This window comes from Plantibacter sp. PA-3-X8, from assembly GCF_003856975.1.
In the GTDB taxonomy this organism is placed as follows: Bacteria; Actinomycetota; Actinomycetes; order Actinomycetales; family Microbacteriaceae; genus Plantibacter; species Plantibacter auratus.
The window spans coordinates 2,048,965-2,063,140 of the sequence record NZ_CP033107.1; the positions used below are offsets into that span (position 1 = coordinate 2,048,965).

The following is a 14,176-nucleotide window of genomic DNA, read 5'->3' on the forward strand; positions in this document are numbered from 1 at the left end:
CCGGAGACGAACCGCGTGAGGGTGGGACTCGACATCGGCGGCACGAAGACCGATGCCGTCGTCGTGACGGATGACGGCGCGCTCCTGCACCGGCTCAGGCTGGTCACCGGACGCGGTCCGGAAGCGGTCGTCGAAACCGCCGTCGAGGCCGTCAGCCGGCTCTCCGACGCCGTCGCGCGTCCGGTCGACGCGTTCACGTCGGTCGGCGTCGGTATCCCCGGCCTCATCGTCCCGGGCACCGGCCGCGTGACCCACGCCGTCAACCTCGACGTGGAGGAACTCGAGCTCGGTGCGATCCTCGCCCAGCGCCTCGGGGTCCCCGTCGCCGTGGAGAACGATGTGAAGGCGGCCGCGCTCGGCGCCTGGCAGCTGCTCGACGGTTCCGGCACGATGGCCTACCTCAATCTGGGCACGGGCGTCGCCGCCGGCATCGTCACGGACGGCCGGCTCTGGCAGGGCTCGAGCGGGGTCGCCGGCGAGGTCGGGCATCTGTCGGTCGATCCGCTCGGCGACCGCTGCGGGTGCGGGCAGCGCGGGTGCGTCGAGACCATGGCCGCCGGTGGTGCGGTCTCCGCCGCCTGGGGAGCCGACGTGGCGCTGCCGGTGCTCGACCTCTTCGACCATGCCGACGCCGGGGACCCGCGGGCCATCGCGCTCCGCGCACGCCTCGGTCACGGAGCGGCCGCGGCCGTCCGCATCCTGACCCTCACCGTCGACGCCGACGACATCGTCCTCGGAGGAGGACTCACCGCTCTCGGCGAGCGACTGCTCGCCGTCATCCGCGAGGCTCTGGCCGAATCCGCCGCCGGGTCTCGATTCGTCGCATCATTGCAACTGGAACAGCGCGTGCGCCTCGTGCCGACGGGATCCCCCGTCGCGGCGATCGGCGCAGCACTCGTGGGAAGAGGAGAATCGTCGCATGGCTGAAGTCGTGATCGTGGGGGACAGCGGTGCAGCAGGCGCCCTCGTCGCGGAGGCGATCGTCGCCCTGATCGAGGAGCGTCCAGACGCCGTCCTCGGACTGGCGACGGGTTCGACACCGCTCCCCGTCTATGAGGCGCTCGCCGCACGCTCGCAGGGCCTCGACCTCTCGCAGGTGCGCGGGTTCGCCCTCGACGAGTACGTCGGCCTGCCGGCCGGGCACCCCGAGTCGTACCGTTCCGTCATCACGCGTGAGGTCGTCGAGCCACTCGGCCTCGTGCCCGAGCGCATCCAGGTGCCGAACGGTGCGGCCGAGACCATCCAGCACGCCGGCGCCGACTACGAAGCGGCGATCCAGGCCGCCGGTGGCGTCGACCTGCAGATCCTCGGCATCGGCACCGACGGCCACATCGGGTTCAACGAGCCGGGCTCGTCGTTCGCCTCGCTCACCCGCGTGAAGACCCTGACAGAGCAGACCCGCCGGGACAACGCACGGTTCTTCGACTCGATCGACGACGTACCCATGCACTGCATCACCCAGGGACTCGGCACTATCCTCCGCGCGAGACACCTCGTCCTCCTCGCCTTCGGTGCGGGGAAGGCCGCTGCGATCGCCGCCGCGCTCGAGGGACCGCTCTCCGCGAACCTCCCCGGTTCGGCCGTGCAGCTGCACCCGCGTGCCACGGTGGTCCTCGACGAAGCGGCGGCGTCCGAGCTGCAGCACGCCGACTACTACCGCTACGCGTACGCAAACAAGCCCGCCTGGCAGGGCATCTGACGGCTCAGGCGACGCCCGCCAGGCGGAGGAGCGCCGTGGTGAGGGCTGCCACGAGGACGATGACGACGAACGGCGCGTTCCTCCACGCGAGGACGCCGGCCACCAGGACGCCCGAGAGTCGCGCGAATCCCGCGAACTGCTGGTCCTGGGTCAGGGCCGTGGTCGTGAGGACCGCCATGAGCAGGACGATGGCGGCGTCCGCGAGCAGCGTCTCGACCCGTTCCGAGACCTCGGTGCGGGTCCGCAGGAGTGGCCCGGCCAGGCGGAACGTGTAGGTGCCCACCGCGAGGATCACGATCCCGACCAGCACGAGCATCGACTGGTTCATGCGGTGACCTCCGGCTTCGGCTGCTTCCGGCCGAAGCCGAACAGGAGACCGACGAGCGACAACAGGACGGGGATCCCCGCAGGGAGGAACGGCGTCGCGGCGACGGCGACGACCGCGCCGACGAGTGCGGCTCGGCGCGTCCGGCGCTCGCGGAGGGCGGGGAAGATGAGGGCGAGCAGGACGGCGGGGAACATGACGTCGAGTCCGATGGCGTCCGTGTCCTCGATCACCGTGCCGGCGAAGGCTCCGAGTGCCGCGCCCGCCGGCCAGCAGAGGAGGATGCCGAGGCCACACGCCCAGAACGCGGCGCGCTTCCGCTCCAGGGTGTCCTGGTCGAGCGCGAAGACGACGGACTCGTCGTTGAGGAGGTGCGTCCCGAGCACGCGACGCCAGCCCGTACCGACGACCTCGTGGATCGCGAGGCCGAACGGCAGGTGACGGGCGTTCACGAGCAACCCTGCCAGGGCCGCGGTGAGCGGACTCCCGCCGGCCGCGACGATTCCGACGAACAGGATCTCCGATGCGCCGGCGAGGACGAGCAAGGCGAGCGCCAGCACGACCCAGGGCTGGATGCCCGAGTGCACGGCGACGGCTCCGTAGGAGATGCCGACCAGCCCGTCGGCGATGCAGACCAGCGCGATGGCCCGCGTGGTCGGCCGGCCGAGGTGACCCCATATCGAACGCACGTACACTATATTGAACGTCGATCAGGCGTTCGTCAAATCGAACGCGTAACACTCTGGAGCGAACGCATGCCGCAGCTCGAACCATCCGACGACGGAGCACCGCACGCTGCGGTCGCGGCGGCGCTGACCCGCGAGCGGCAGCGCACCGGCCTGTCACTCGCGGAGGTGGCCCGTCGAGCCGGGATCGCGAAGTCGACCCTCTCGCAGCTGGAGGCGGGGCTCGGGAACCCGAGTCTCGAGACCCTCTGGGCGCTCAGCGTCACCCTCGACGTCCCGTTCGCCCGCCTGGTCGAGCCAGTGCGGCGACCGGTCCAGGTGATCCGTGCCGGTGAGGGGCCGACCCTCGCCGCGTCCGGGGCGGATTACGTCGCGACGGTGCTGTCCGCGTGCCCGCCGAACGCCCGACGCGACATCTACCGCATCGTCGTCGAACCGGGGGAGCCGAGGCGTTCGGAGCCGCACATGCCGGGCGTCGTCGAGCACTGGATCCTCAGCACCGGTCGCGCGTCCGTCGGACCCGTCGGCGAGGAGGTCGAACTCGGACCGGGGGACTACCTCGCCCACGCCGGGGACGTGCCGCACGTCTTCGAGGCACTCGAGCCGGGCACGACCGCCGTGGTGGTCACCGAGCACGTCTGAGCACCTCGACAAGCTCGGTGACCGGGACCGCTCGGTGACCGGGACCGCGCGACGGGTGCTCAGCCGTCGATGACGTGCACGAGCTCGTCGATGAAGCCGGCGAAGTCCTCGGAACGGCGGATGATCCGGGCGACGCTCGAGCGCTCCGAGAACACCTCGACGAACTGGTCGAACACCGTCTGGAACGCGGCGCGACCCGATTCACTGAACGCCACGAGTGCGACGACGCTCACGCGCGCTCCGCCCCACTCCATCGGCGTCTCGTTCACGGCGATCGCGATGGCCGTCGAGTGCGCGGTCATCGCCATGGCGTGCGGCACGGCCAACGTGTCGGTGAACGCCGTCGACGACATGCGCTCCCGCTCGATCGCCGCGGTGAGGTAGCTCTCGTCGATGATCCCCCGGGCGATCATGCGCTCGCCGAGCAGGCGGATCATGCCCTCCTCGTCCTCGGCACGCGCGTTCCGGAGGAAGAGGTCCGGGTGGAAGTACTGCAGCAGTTCGTCGGTGATCTCCGACAAGCGGGACGATCGTCGGACGCGGCTGACCGCAGTGCGGACGCGCTCCACGTCGGCCGCGGTGAGGAACGGTTGGATGACGACGATGCCGTCGGCAGGGGCCGGTGGCTCGATCGTCGTGAGCACGAGGTCGGTGTCGATGGCGGCCCAGTCGACATCGGTGCGGGTGATGACGGATCGGACGTCGAGGACGTCGCCCAGCTGCGATTCGACGCGTCGGCGCAGCACCTCGTGCATGTCGTAGTAGCCGGCGGAGACGATCGTGGAGCCGAGGAGGGCCTCCTTGCGGGCCTTCTGCTCGAGCTGGGCACCGACGTGCATGGCGATGTAGGCGATCTCGTCGTCGTTGATGATGATCGAGCCGTGCCGCTGCAGTTGGCTGGCGATGAAGACCGCGAGCTCGTAGATCATCGGGTATGAGGTCTTGATCGAGCGGGTCAGGGGATTGCGTGAGTAGGACTGGTCCTGTGCACGACGGATGAGGTTCTGGACGTGGAGGGTGAGCCGGACGATGAAGTCCTCGTCGGAGAGGTCGACGAGGTACTCGCGGCCGGCACGGTCGACGGCCTGACGGACCGCGGCGAGGTCGTCCTGGTTGACGTAGTCGTCGACGAGGACCTCAGCGGGAGCCCCACTGCCCGGCGTCACCACCCGTGTCACGAGCAGGTAGCTGAGGTACACGAGGTCGCCCTCGCCGAGCGCGACGTGGAAGTGGGCGTCGACGAGCCGCGCCAGATCCTCCGCGACCGCCTCGACCTCCGGGGTGCGCGGGGCATGGTCTGCGGGCTCCGCCGGCCGGTCCTTCGTGACGCGGTCGATGGCGATCGCGATGTGGAGCAGGACGTTCGCGATGCCGTACTCGTTCACGTAGTAACCGCGCGCGGTCAACGCCTCGAGCAGCTCGCCCTTGAACGGGCTGAACTCGTTCGGCGCGAACGCGCGTTGGAGCGCCTCGAGTTCGACGATGCCGCGATCGGTCTCGTCGCGGAACATCCGGCTGAGGAGACGTCTCCGCTCGGTCTCACCGCCCGCCATCGTCACCGTCGATCCGGAACGGTCGAGCGTGAGGGCGGTGTCGGCGAGCATGGCGCGGACCCGGCCCAGGTCGCCCTCGACGGTCGACTCGCTGACGTGGAGCCGCTGTGCCGTCTCGTGCACGTCGATTCCCGAGGGTGCGCTGATGAGCAACCGGACGAGCCCGTACAGCCGATCCCGGGGCGTCTCCGATTCGAACGCCGATGCGGCTCGTCGCCGGTAGACCGCATAGCCGTCGGCGTTCAGCCGATACCCGTTCGGCCCGGACTCGACGACATCGTGCGGCGCGGTGCGCGTGTTGACCGCAGTGACGTAGCTGCGGACGCTCCGCGGAGTGACGCCGAGCACCTCCGCGACCTCCGTGGCCGTCGTCCAACCGTCCCGTCCCGCGAGGTAGCCGAGCATGCGGTCGTGTTTCTCGCGTGCCACGATGCCCTCTCCGTCGGTCGGCCGTCGCGCGGTCCGGGCGAACCGCTCCACCGAGTCAACCACCTTCCCGGCTGCTTCCGCGCGTTCGACGACCTTTCCGCCCCGGCGGAAGAGCTTCTGGTGGAGCCGCGAGGGGCGCGACGGAATGATGGGTTGGTAGGCAATCGGCGGTTCTGGAGAAGGTTCGATGAAGATCCTGGTGATTTGCGGCGCGGGTGCGTCGAGCACGTTCATGGCCCAACGCCTGCGTCGCGCAGCAGCCGACCGATCGGTCGACGTCTCCGTCGCGGCCGGTGCCGAATCGCAGGTCCTCAGCGGCACGATCGCCCTCGACGGTGTCGACGTCCTGCTCGTCGGCGCCCACCTCGCCGACCACGAGGCCGCGCTGCGCGCAGCGGCCGAGCCCACCGGCACCGCGGTCGCCGTCCTGCCTGGCGACGTCTTCGGCGTCGAGGGCGGCGCGCGAGCCCTCGAACTCGTCCTCTCGATCCAATCACCAACCAGGAGGTAACCCCATGGCAACTCGAACCGTCCGCATCGGCTCGTCGCACGGCCTGCATGCCAGGCCCGCGAAGCTGTTCACGCAGGCTGCGAAGGACGCCGGGGTCCCGGTGACGATCGCGAAGGGCAGCGGCAAGCCCGTCAACGCGGCGAGCATCCTCGGCGTGATCGCGCTCGCCGTCGAGCACGGCGACTACGTGACCCTGTCCGTCGACGGCGAGGGCGCCGCAGCCGAGGGCACCCTCGACACGCTCTCCGAGCTCCTGGTGACCGACCATGACGAGCAGTAGTCCGATGACCGCGTTCCAGGGCATCGGTATCGGCCAGGGCGTCGCCGTCGGCCCGGTGGCCCGCATGGCCGACCCGCTCCCCGCCCCCGCCGACGTCGCCAGCACCCTCGACCTCGCGACCGAGACCGAGCGCGCGAACACCTCCCTCGCCGCGGTCGCCCGTGAGCTCGAGGCCCGAGGCGCCGCCGCCGGTGGTGCCGCTCGCGACGTCCTCGAGGCCCAGGCGATGATGGCGGAGGACCCGACCCTCGCCGAGGAGATCGCCACGCGGCTCGCGGACGGCAAGACCGCCGAGTGGGCCGTCTACGCGGCCTTCGCCTCGTTCCGCGACCAGCTCGCTGCGATGGGCGGCTACCTCGGGGAGCGCGCCGCCGACCTCGACGACGTGTCGCAGCGGGTCATCGCCGACCTCATGGGCGTGCCGGCCCCCGGCGTCCCCTCGCCCGGCCACCCGTTCATCCTCGTCGCCCGCGACCTCGCGCCGGCCGACACCGCTCTCCTCGACCTCGACCTGGTCCTGGGCCTCGTCACGAGCGACGGCGGCCCGACTTCGCACACGGCAATCCTCGCCCGCGAGAAGTCGATCGTCGCGATCGTCGGCGTCGTCGGAGCAGCCGAACTGACCGACGGCACGACGCTCGTCGTCGACGCGGCAACCGGTGAGGTCACGGTCGATCCGACCCCCGAGCTCGTCGCCGCCACGGAGCAGCGCATCGCCGACCGACTCGCGCTCGTGAACGCACCGGTCGTCCCCGGTGCACTGGCCGACGGCACCCCCGTGCCGCTGCTCGCGAACCTGGGCTCGGCCGAGCACGCCGACGCCGCCGCGGAGCTCGGCGCCGAAGGCGTCGGCCTCTTCCGCACCGAGTTTCTCTTCCTCGACCAGGCGCTCGCACCGACGGTCGAGCAGCAGCGGGCGCACTACGAGAAGCTCCTGAACGCCTTCCCCGGCCAGAAGGTCGTCGTGCGCGTCCTCGACGCCGGCGCCGACAAGCCGTTGGCGTTCCTGAACGACGCACACGAGGACAACCCGGCGCTCGGACTCCGCGGCCTCCGTGCGTTGCGGGCGAGCGAGGACATCCTGCGCGAGCAGCTCACGGCGCTCGCCCAAGCCGATGCGGCGACGAACGCCGACCTGTGGGTCATGGCCCCGATGGTGTCGACCGTCGAGGAGACGAAGTACTTCATGGCGATCGCCGCCGAGTACGGTCTGAAGACGCCCGGCGTCATGGTGGAGGTGCCGTCGAGCGCCCTCCTCGCCGACCGCGTCCTCGCCCACGCCGGATTCGCGTCGATCGGGACCAACGACCTCACGCAGTACACGCTCGCCGCGGACCGCCTGCTCGGTTCCGTCGGCGCGTTCCAGGACCCGTGGCACCCGGCGGTCCTCCGTCTCGTGCAGCTCGTCGGCGAAGCCGGCCAGCACCACGGCAAGCCGGTCGGCATCTGCGGCGAAGCAGCCGCCGACCCGCTCCTCGCCGTCGTCCTCGTCGGACTCGGCGCCACCACCCTGTCCATGTCACCGTCGGCGCTCGCCGACGTCCGTCATTCCCTCCAGCAGTACACGCTCGACGATGCCCGGCGCATCGCGGCAGCAGCACTGGCCGCCGACGGTGCGGCCGAAGCCAGGGCAGCGGCCACCGCTGCAACGACTCCCGAAATGAAAGAGGCAACATCATCATGACAACGACGTCTACTCCCAAGAAGCCGGGAGGTGCACGAGTCGGCGTTCAGCGATTCGGCACCTTCCTCTCCGGCATGGTCATGCCGAACATCGCGGCCTTCATCGCCTGGGGCCTCATCACCGCCTTCTTCATCGCGACCGGCTGGTTCCCGAACGGGATCCTCGGCGGCTTCGGCAACGCCGACCTCATCGGTTGGCAGGGTGCCGCGACGGCGCTCGCGCAGGCCGACGACGGCACGACCTTCCCGCAGTACGTCGGCCTCGTCGGCCCAATGATCACGTACCTGCTCCCGCTGCTCATCGCGAACACCGGTGGCCGCATGATCTACGGTGAGCGTGGCGGCGTCGTCGCGTCCATCGCGACCATGGGTGTCATCGTCGGCAGCGCGATCCCGATGTTCATCGGTGCGATGATCATGGGCCCGCTCGCCGCATGGCTCATGAAGCAGGTGGACCGGATCTGGGACGGCAAGATCAAGGCCGGCTTCGAGATGCTGGTCAACAACTTCTCCGCGGGTATCCTCGGAGCCATCCTCGCCATCGGCGGCTTCTTCGGTATCGCACCGATCGTCACCGCGCTCAGCAGCTTCCTCGAGGGCATCGTCGACTGGCTCGTCGCCAACTCGCTCCTGCCGATCGCGAGCATCTTCATCGAGCCCGGCAAGATCCTCTTCCTCAACAACGCCATCAACCACGGTGTGCTGACCCCGCTCGGTGTCCAGCAGTCCGAGGAGACCGGCAAGTCGATCCTGTTCCTTCTCGAGGCGAACCCCGGCCCGGGCCTCGGCATCCTGCTCGCGTTCTGCTTCTTCGGCATCGGTCTCGCGAAGGCGTCGGCCCCCGGCGCGGTCATCATCCAGTTCTTCGGTGGCATCCACGAGATCTACTTCCCGTACGTGCTCATGAAGCCGATGCTGGTCCTGGCCGCGATCGGTGGCGGCATGGCCGGTGTGGCGACGAACGTCGCGTTCAACACGGGTCTCCGCGCCCCTGCCTCGCCCGGCAGCATCATCGCCGTGCTCATCCAGACCGCACCCGACAGCTACTTCGGCGTGATCCTGTCGGTCATCGTCGCAGCAGCCGTCTCGTTCGGGATCTCCGCGATCATCCTGCGGGCCAGCCGGAAGCGCGACCTCGAGAACGAGAACGCCGGTGACCTCTCGGCCGCCGTCGCCGCGACCGAAGCCGCCAAGGGCAAGAAGTCGAGCGTGCTCGGCAACCTCTCCGCCGGAAGCGCCGCAGCCGGTGCGGACGTCGTCGACGAGGGCGTCGTCACGACGCTCGAGCGCGGCCCGATCCGCAACATCGTCTTCGCCTGCGACGCCGGTATGGGTTCGAGTGCGATGGGCGCCTCGGTGCTCCGCAACAAGATCAAGAAGGCCGGCATCGAGGAGATCACCGTCACCAACAAGGCGATCGCGAACCTCGCCGACGACGTCGACCTCGTCATCACCCAGCGCGAGCTGACGGAGCGCGCGAAGGAGAAGACCCCGAGTGCCGTGCACATGTCGGTCGACAACTTCATGAACTCTCCGAAGTACGACGAAGTGGTGGAGTTGCTCCGCGGAGAGGGAGCACACTAGCAACGGAACGATCCCGGGGCGCACGCGAAGGGCGTGCGCCCCGGGGCTCCATCCACCGCCCTTCATCCGGCTCCGGACCGCACCGGCGGAGCCCCGCACGACGAATGCAGAGGAAGACATGTCGCAGGTACTGACCCAGGATCGGATCACCATCGTCACCGGGACGGTGACGCAGGAGGAGGCCATCCGCCGCGCTGCCGACGCCCTCGAAGCGGCCGGCGCCGTGACCGACGAGTACTTCGAGGCCATGCTCGCCCGCGAGCAGTCCGTGTCGACCTACATGGGCAACCTCCTCGCCATCCCGCACGGGACGAACGACGCGAAGGAGGCGGTCCGCGATTCCGCCCTGTCGTTCACCCGCTATGAGACCCCCATCGACTGGGACGGCGACGAGGTCCGCTTCGTCGTCGGCATCGCCGGCAAGGACGGCGGGCACATGGAGATCCTCTCCAAGATCGCCATCATCTTCTCCGAGGACGACGAGGTCGCCAAGCTGCTCGCAGCCGAGACGCCTGAGGAGCTCTACGCGCTCCTGAGCGAGGTCAACGAGTGATGCGAGCCGTCCACTTCGGCGCCGGCAACATCGGGCGCGGCTTCGTCGGCCTGCTCCTCCACGAGGGTGGCTACGAGGTCGTCTTCGCGGACGTCAACGCCGAGCTCATCGATGCGATCGCCGCGGCCGACAGCTACACGGTGCACGAGGTGGGCGACGGCGCGAAGGACACGGTCGTCACCGGGTTCCGTGCGATCAACAGCGCCACCGACGAGGAGGCCCTGGTCCAGGAGATCGCCGCCGCCGACGTGGTGACCACCGCCGTCGGTCCGACCATCCTGCGCTTCGTCGCTCCGGTCATCGCGCGTGGGATCGCCGCCCGTCCTGCCGACGCCGCTCCGCTCGCCGTCATGGCCTGCGAGAACGCGATCAACGCCACCGACCTTCTCGCCACCGAGGTGCGCCAGGCGGTCGGCGACGAGGCCTGGGCGTCGCTGTCGACCCGGGCCGTGTTCGCGAACACGGCCGTGGACCGCATCGTCCCGGGCCAGCCCGCCGGGCAGGGCATCGACGTGACCGTCGAGACCTTCTACGAGTGGGCGATCGAGACCCCGGCGTTCAACGGCTCGCTGCCGTCGATCCCCGGTGCCCACTTCGTCGAGGAGCTCGCGCCGTACATCGAGCGGAAGCTCTTCACCGTGAACACCGGCCACGCCTCCGTCGCCTACTTCGGCGCACGCGCCGGTATCGGGACCATCGCCGAAGCACTCGCCGAGCCGTCCATCGCCGTAGCCGTCGGTGCGGTGCTGGAGGAGACCTCCGCGCTGCTCGTCGCCAAGCACGGGCTCGACGTCGACGCGCAACGCGAGTACCGCGAGACGATCCTCCGTCGCTTCGCGAACGTGCACCTGCCCGACACCGTGGAGCGCGTCGGTCGGCAGCCGCTGCGCAAGCTGAGCCGGACCGAGCGGTTCATCGGACCCGCCGCGGAGCTGGCGGAGCGCGGCATGGCCCACGACGCCCTCGTCTCGGCCATCGGTGCCGCGCTCGAGTTCGACGTCGCCGACGACGAGCAGAGTGTCCACCTGCAGGCGAAGCTCCACGAGCTCGCGCCGGGCACCTTCGTCGAGGAGGTCACCGGCCTCGCTCCCGAGCACCCGCTGGCTCCCGCGGTGCTCGCGCAGGTCGTCGCCCGACAGGCATCGCTCGCGTAACACCCTTCGACAGGCTCAGGGACCGGATCCGTCCGGACCCTGGGCCTGTCGCCGTTCCCGGAGCCTGTTCCGGTCCCTGAGCCTGCCTCCGGCCGCCCGTCGTCGGTCCCTGAGCGCGCCCCATTCCGGTCCCTGAACGCCCCTCATTCCGGTCCTTGAGCGCCCCTCATTCCGGTCCCTGAGCCTGTCGAAGGGTCTCAGAACATCTTGCCCGGGTTGAGGAGGTTCTCCGGGTCGAAGAGCCGCTTGATCCCGTGCTGGAGCGCGAGCTGATCTTCGCCGAGCTCGTCGCCGAGCCAGCGCTTCTTGAGCAGGCCGATGCCGTGCTCGCCGGTGAGGGTGCCGCCGAGCCGCAGCGCGGTGGTGAAGAGGTCGTCGGCGGCCTGCCAGATGAGGTCTGGTACCTCGACTCCCTCGAAGACGAAGTTCGGGTGGAGGTTGCCGTCGCCCGCGTGCGCGACCGTGGGGATGGAGATGCCGTACCGGCGCTCGATCTCACCGATCGCCGTGAACATCGCCGCCAACTGACTGCGGGGGACCGACACGTCCTCGATGAGCGGGGTGCCGAACTGCTCGAGTGACGGATGCAGGGCGCGGCGGACGGCCAACAGGTGCTCACCCGTCGCGTGGTCGGTGGACATCTCGGCACGCCCGCCGCCGGCGCGGAGCACCTCGAGGATTGCAGCGGCCTCCGCCTCGGCGTTCGGGCCGTCGGTCTGGATCACGACGTGCGCCTCGCCGCTGGTCGGGGTCGGCAGCTGCAGGTAGCGGTGCACGGCGACGAGCGCGACGGGGTCGAGCAGTTCCATGATCGACGGCTGGACACCGGACGCGGTGACGGCGGCGGTGGCCTCCGCTGCCGAGACCACGCTCGGGAAGTACCCGGCGATGGTCGCGACGGTGCCCGGCGTCACGCGCCGGATGCGGACGGTCGCCTCGACGATGACGCCGAGGACGCCCTCGGAGCCGACCATGAGACTCGTGAGGTCGAGGCCGGTGACCCCCTTCACGCTCCGGTGCCCGACGCTGATGAGCCGTCCGTCGGCCAGGACGACCTTGAGGGCGAGGACGGCGTCGCGTGTCACGCCGTACTTGGCGCACAGCAGGCCGCCGGCACCGGTCGCGATGTTCCCACCCACGGTCGAGATCGCGCGGCTCGCCGGGTCGGGCGCGAACCAGAGTCCACGGGCGAGCAGGAGGTCGTTGAAGGCGCCGTTGATGATGCCCGGTTCGACGACCGCGAGGAGGTCGGGTTCGTTGATCTCGAGGACGCGCTGCATCTGGAGCGTCGACAGGACGATCTCGCCCGCGCCGCCGAGCGCGCCGCCCGCCAGTCCGGTACCGGCGCCGCGCGTAACGACCGGCGTCCCGGTCGCGGTGGCGATCCGCATGACCGTCTGGACGTCTTCGATGGAGCGCGCGGAGACCACGGCGATCGGTGGGGCGTCGGACACGTGACCCGACTTGTCGGACCGTGCGTCCGCGAGGACGGCGTCCGTCGTCGAGACCGCGTCGCCGAGGGCGTCACGGAGGGCGTCGAGGACGGTCGGCGTCGTCATCGCGGCAGGGCTGATCCGTCGGCCCAGACCGCCTGGACGTTCCACTGGTGGTCGAGGAGGACGGCGTCGGCGGCGTATCCCGGGGCCAGTCGTCCGAAGCGGTCGGCGAGGCCGAGGACACGGGCCGGGGTGCTCGTGAGGGCACCGACCGCCGCGTCCGCCGCCACACCGCTCGCGACGGCGAGTCGGAGCGCCCGGTCGAGCGTCAGCGTGGAGCCGGCGATCGAGTCGCCTTCCACGAGCCGCGCCAGACCGTCCGTCACCTGGACTTCGAGCGCGCCCAGGAGGTAACGGCCGTCGGAAGAGCCGGCTGCGGCCATCGCGTCGGTGATGAGTGCGACGCGGCCCGGGGCCTGCTCGAAGGCGAGCTTGGCGACGTCGGGGTGCACGTGTTCGCCGTCGAGGATGAGCTCGACCGTGACCCGCTCGTCGGCGAAGGAGGCGATGATCGGTCCGGGCGCACGGTGGTGGATCCCGTTCATCGCGTTGAACACGTGGGTGACGAGTCGGGCACCGAGATCGAACGCCGTCTTCGTCAGTGCCTCGTCGGCGTCGGTGTGACCCACGGCGACGATGACGCCGGCCTCGACGAGGACCTGGATCGCCTCGAGGGCGTTCGGCAGCTCAGGGGCGATCGTGATCTGCCGCAGCGTGCCGCGGCTCGCGTCGATGAGGCGTTCGACGACCGCCGGGCTCGGGTCGATGAGCGCCCCGGGGTCGTGCGCGCCCTTCTTTGCCGGTGAGAGGAACGGACCTTCGAGGTGGGCGCCGAGGACCAGGGGATCCTCGGCGACGAGGTCGGCGATCCCCTCGAGGCTCGCGACGAGGGCGTCGACCGGGTTCGAGACCAGGCTGATGAGTGTCCTCGTGGTCCCGTGTGCCCGGTGCACCGCGAGAGCGCGTCCGATGGCGTCGCGTCCGTCGTCGAAGGACGACCCGCCGCCACCGTGGACGTGGAGGTCGATGAACCCCGGCGTGAGGTGGCCGCCGTGTGCGTCGTGGACGGATGCGCCGTCGCCGACGGGGATGGACCGCCAGTCGTCGCCGGTGCCGGTGGAGCGGATGACGCGGTCGACCGCGTGCAGCCAGAAGGCGTCCTGGTGGCCGTCGACGTCGACCTTGGTGGTGGAGTGGATCAGGAGCTCGGTCATGCGAGCTGCTTCCGTCCGCGGACGACACCACTGGCGACGGCGACCACGGCGAAGACGGTCGCGATGATCGGCTGCCCGAGGTGCAACCAGGCGAGCGCCGCCGCCGCGAAGATGAGGAGCTCGACGACCGCCTGGCCGTAGAGGTCTATGCGGATCACGGCGCGCGGTGAGAGGAACAGCGCCCAGAGGATGATCGCCACGACCGGGGCGGCGATCCCGACGACCACGTTCAGCGGGAACGGCCACACCGCGACGCCCCAGAAGCCGAGCGAGAAGAAGGCGAAGAGTTCGAGGAAGAACCGCAGGATCTCGTTGGGGCCGATCTTCACGTCGGCGGGAGTTCGTTCAGACACCACACGATTCTACG

General features: G+C 70.0%; 15 protein-coding genes. 9 read left to right on the plus strand and 6 right to left on the minus strand.

Features of this window, described 5'->3' with window-relative positions:
- The first annotated feature begins 15 nt into the window (after positions 1-15).
- Both EAO79_RS09720 and EAO79_RS09725 read left to right on the plus strand, forming a co-directional pair.
- Positions 16-927, plus strand: coding sequence for an ROK family protein (locus EAO79_RS09720; RefSeq protein ID WP_124768852.1), 912 nt, complete (start codon positions 16-18; stop codon positions 925-927).
- Positions 920-1,699: a glucosamine-6-phosphate deaminase gene (locus EAO79_RS09725; protein WP_124768853.1), complete on the plus strand. Its 780-nt coding sequence runs from the start codon at positions 920-922 to the stop codon at positions 1,697-1,699. The genes EAO79_RS09720 and EAO79_RS09725 overlap by 8 nt, the downstream gene beginning before the upstream one ends.
- Positions 1,700-1,703: 4 nt before the next feature.
- On the opposite strand, the gene EAO79_RS09730 is transcribed toward EAO79_RS09725, so the two are convergent.
- Positions 1,704-2,027 carry an AzlD domain-containing protein gene (locus EAO79_RS09730; protein WP_124768854.1) on the minus strand — a complete coding sequence of 108 codons (324 nt, stop codon included), beginning with the start codon at positions 2,025-2,027 and terminating at the stop codon, positions 1,704-1,706.
- Positions 2,024-2,713 carry an AzlC family ABC transporter permease gene (locus EAO79_RS09735; RefSeq protein WP_124768855.1) on the minus strand — a complete coding sequence of 230 codons (690 nt, stop codon included), beginning with the start codon at positions 2,711-2,713 and terminating at the stop codon, positions 2,024-2,026. The genes EAO79_RS09730 and EAO79_RS09735 overlap by 4 nt, the downstream gene beginning before the upstream one ends.
- A 66-nt stretch (positions 2,714-2,779) precedes the next feature.
- Between EAO79_RS09735 and EAO79_RS09740 the strand changes: the two genes are divergently transcribed.
- Positions 2,780-3,352 (plus strand): helix-turn-helix domain-containing protein, encoded by a 573-nt coding sequence (locus EAO79_RS09740; protein WP_124768856.1) that lies wholly within the window; start codon positions 2,780-2,782, stop codon positions 3,350-3,352.
- Positions 3,353-3,411: 59 nt separating this feature from the next.
- Here EAO79_RS09740 and EAO79_RS09745 read toward each other — a convergent pair whose 3' ends face one another.
- Entirely contained in the window at positions 3,412-5,397 is a 1,986-nt protein-coding gene (locus EAO79_RS09745; RefSeq protein WP_371413635.1) for a transcription antiterminator, read from the minus strand.
- Between the two features lie 124 nt (positions 5,398-5,521).
- Between EAO79_RS09745 and EAO79_RS09750 the strand changes: the two genes are divergently transcribed.
- The 6 genes from EAO79_RS09750 to EAO79_RS09775 all read left to right on the plus strand — a co-directional run bounded on the left by EAO79_RS09750 (position 5,522) and on the right by EAO79_RS09775 (position 11,099).
- Positions 5,522-5,845 carry a PTS sugar transporter subunit IIB gene (locus tag EAO79_RS09750; protein WP_124768857.1) on the plus strand — a complete coding sequence of 108 codons (324 nt, stop codon included), beginning with the start codon at positions 5,522-5,524 and terminating at the stop codon, positions 5,843-5,845.
- Between the two features lie 4 nt (positions 5,846-5,849).
- Positions 5,850-6,125 carry an HPr family phosphocarrier protein gene (locus EAO79_RS09755; protein WP_064296634.1) on the plus strand — a complete coding sequence of 92 codons (276 nt, stop codon included), beginning with the start codon at positions 5,850-5,852 and terminating at the stop codon, positions 6,123-6,125.
- Between the two features lie 4 nt (positions 6,126-6,129).
- The gene (gene ptsP / locus EAO79_RS09760) at positions 6,130-7,809 is read left to right on the plus strand and encodes a phosphoenolpyruvate--protein phosphotransferase (RefSeq protein WP_124768858.1); all 1,680 of its coding nucleotides are present in this window, start codon (positions 6,130-6,132) and stop codon (positions 7,807-7,809) included.
- Positions 7,806-9,392 carry a PTS mannitol transporter subunit IICB gene (locus EAO79_RS09765; RefSeq protein WP_124768859.1) on the plus strand — a complete coding sequence of 529 codons (1,587 nt, stop codon included), beginning with the start codon at positions 7,806-7,808 and terminating at the stop codon, positions 9,390-9,392. Before ptsP ends, EAO79_RS09765 begins: the two co-directional genes overlap by 4 nt.
- 118 nt (positions 9,393-9,510) lie before the next feature.
- A complete protein-coding gene (locus EAO79_RS09770; protein ID WP_064296632.1) occupies positions 9,511-9,945 on the plus strand; it encodes a PTS sugar transporter subunit IIA in 435 nt (144 codons plus the stop codon).
- Complete coding sequence (locus tag EAO79_RS09775; protein ID WP_079705308.1) at positions 9,945-11,099, plus strand: mannitol-1-phosphate 5-dehydrogenase; 1,155 nt, start codon at positions 9,945-9,947, stop codon at positions 11,097-11,099. The genes EAO79_RS09770 and EAO79_RS09775 overlap by 1 nt, the downstream gene beginning before the upstream one ends.
- Before the next feature lie 197 nt (positions 11,100-11,296).
- Here EAO79_RS09775 and EAO79_RS09780 read toward each other — a convergent pair whose 3' ends face one another.
- From EAO79_RS09780 to EAO79_RS09790, 3 genes are read right to left on the minus strand one after another with little or no spacing between them, the layout of a single operon-like run.
- Entirely contained in the window at positions 11,297-12,658 is a 1,362-nt protein-coding gene (locus tag EAO79_RS09780; protein ID WP_124768860.1) for an FAD-binding oxidoreductase, read from the minus strand.
- Positions 12,655-13,809 (minus strand): N-acetylglucosamine-6-phosphate deacetylase, encoded by a 1,155-nt coding sequence (gene nagA / locus EAO79_RS09785; protein WP_124768861.1) that lies wholly within the window; start codon positions 13,807-13,809, stop codon positions 12,655-12,657. The genes EAO79_RS09780 and nagA overlap by 4 nt, the downstream gene beginning before the upstream one ends.
- On the minus strand, positions 13,806-14,162 hold the full coding sequence (locus EAO79_RS09790) for a YrdB family protein (protein ID WP_234993927.1): 357 nt from the start codon (positions 14,160-14,162) through the stop codon (positions 13,806-13,808). Before EAO79_RS09790 ends, nagA begins: the two co-directional genes overlap by 4 nt.
- Positions 14,163-14,176 lie beyond the last annotated feature (14 nt).

Bases quoted from the DNA above. Each gene is read 5' to 3' on its own strand.
- EAO79_RS09725 (WP_124768853.1), top strand. From the start codon at position 920: ATGGCTGAAGTCGTGATCGTGGGGGACAGCGGTGCAGCAGGCGCCCTC.
- EAO79_RS09730 (WP_124768854.1), bottom strand. From the start codon at position 2,027: ATGAACCAGTCGATGCTCGTGCTGGTCGGGATCGTGATCCTCGCGGTG.
- EAO79_RS09740 (WP_124768856.1), top strand. From the start codon at position 2,780: ATGCCGCAGCTCGAACCATCCGACGACGGAGCACCGCACGCTGCGGTC.
- EAO79_RS09750 (WP_124768857.1), top strand. From the start codon at position 5,522: ATGAAGATCCTGGTGATTTGCGGCGCGGGTGCGTCGAGCACGTTCATG.
- EAO79_RS09755 (WP_064296634.1), top strand. From the start codon at position 5,850: ATGGCAACTCGAACCGTCCGCATCGGCTCGTCGCACGGCCTGCATGCC.
- ptsP (WP_124768858.1), top strand. From the start codon at position 6,130: ATGACCGCGTTCCAGGGCATCGGTATCGGCCAGGGCGTCGCCGTCGGC.
- EAO79_RS09765 (WP_124768859.1), top strand. From the start codon at position 7,806: ATGACAACGACGTCTACTCCCAAGAAGCCGGGAGGTGCACGAGTCGGC.
- EAO79_RS09770 (WP_064296632.1), top strand. From the start codon at position 9,511: ATGTCGCAGGTACTGACCCAGGATCGGATCACCATCGTCACCGGGACG.
- EAO79_RS09775 (WP_079705308.1), top strand. From the start codon at position 9,945: ATGCGAGCCGTCCACTTCGGCGCCGGCAACATCGGGCGCGGCTTCGTC.
- EAO79_RS09780 (WP_124768860.1), bottom strand. From the start codon at position 12,658: ATGACGACGCCGACCGTCCTCGACGCCCTCCGTGACGCCCTCGGCGAC.
- nagA (WP_124768861.1), bottom strand. From the start codon at position 13,809: ATGACCGAGCTCCTGATCCACTCCACCACCAAGGTCGACGTCGACGGC.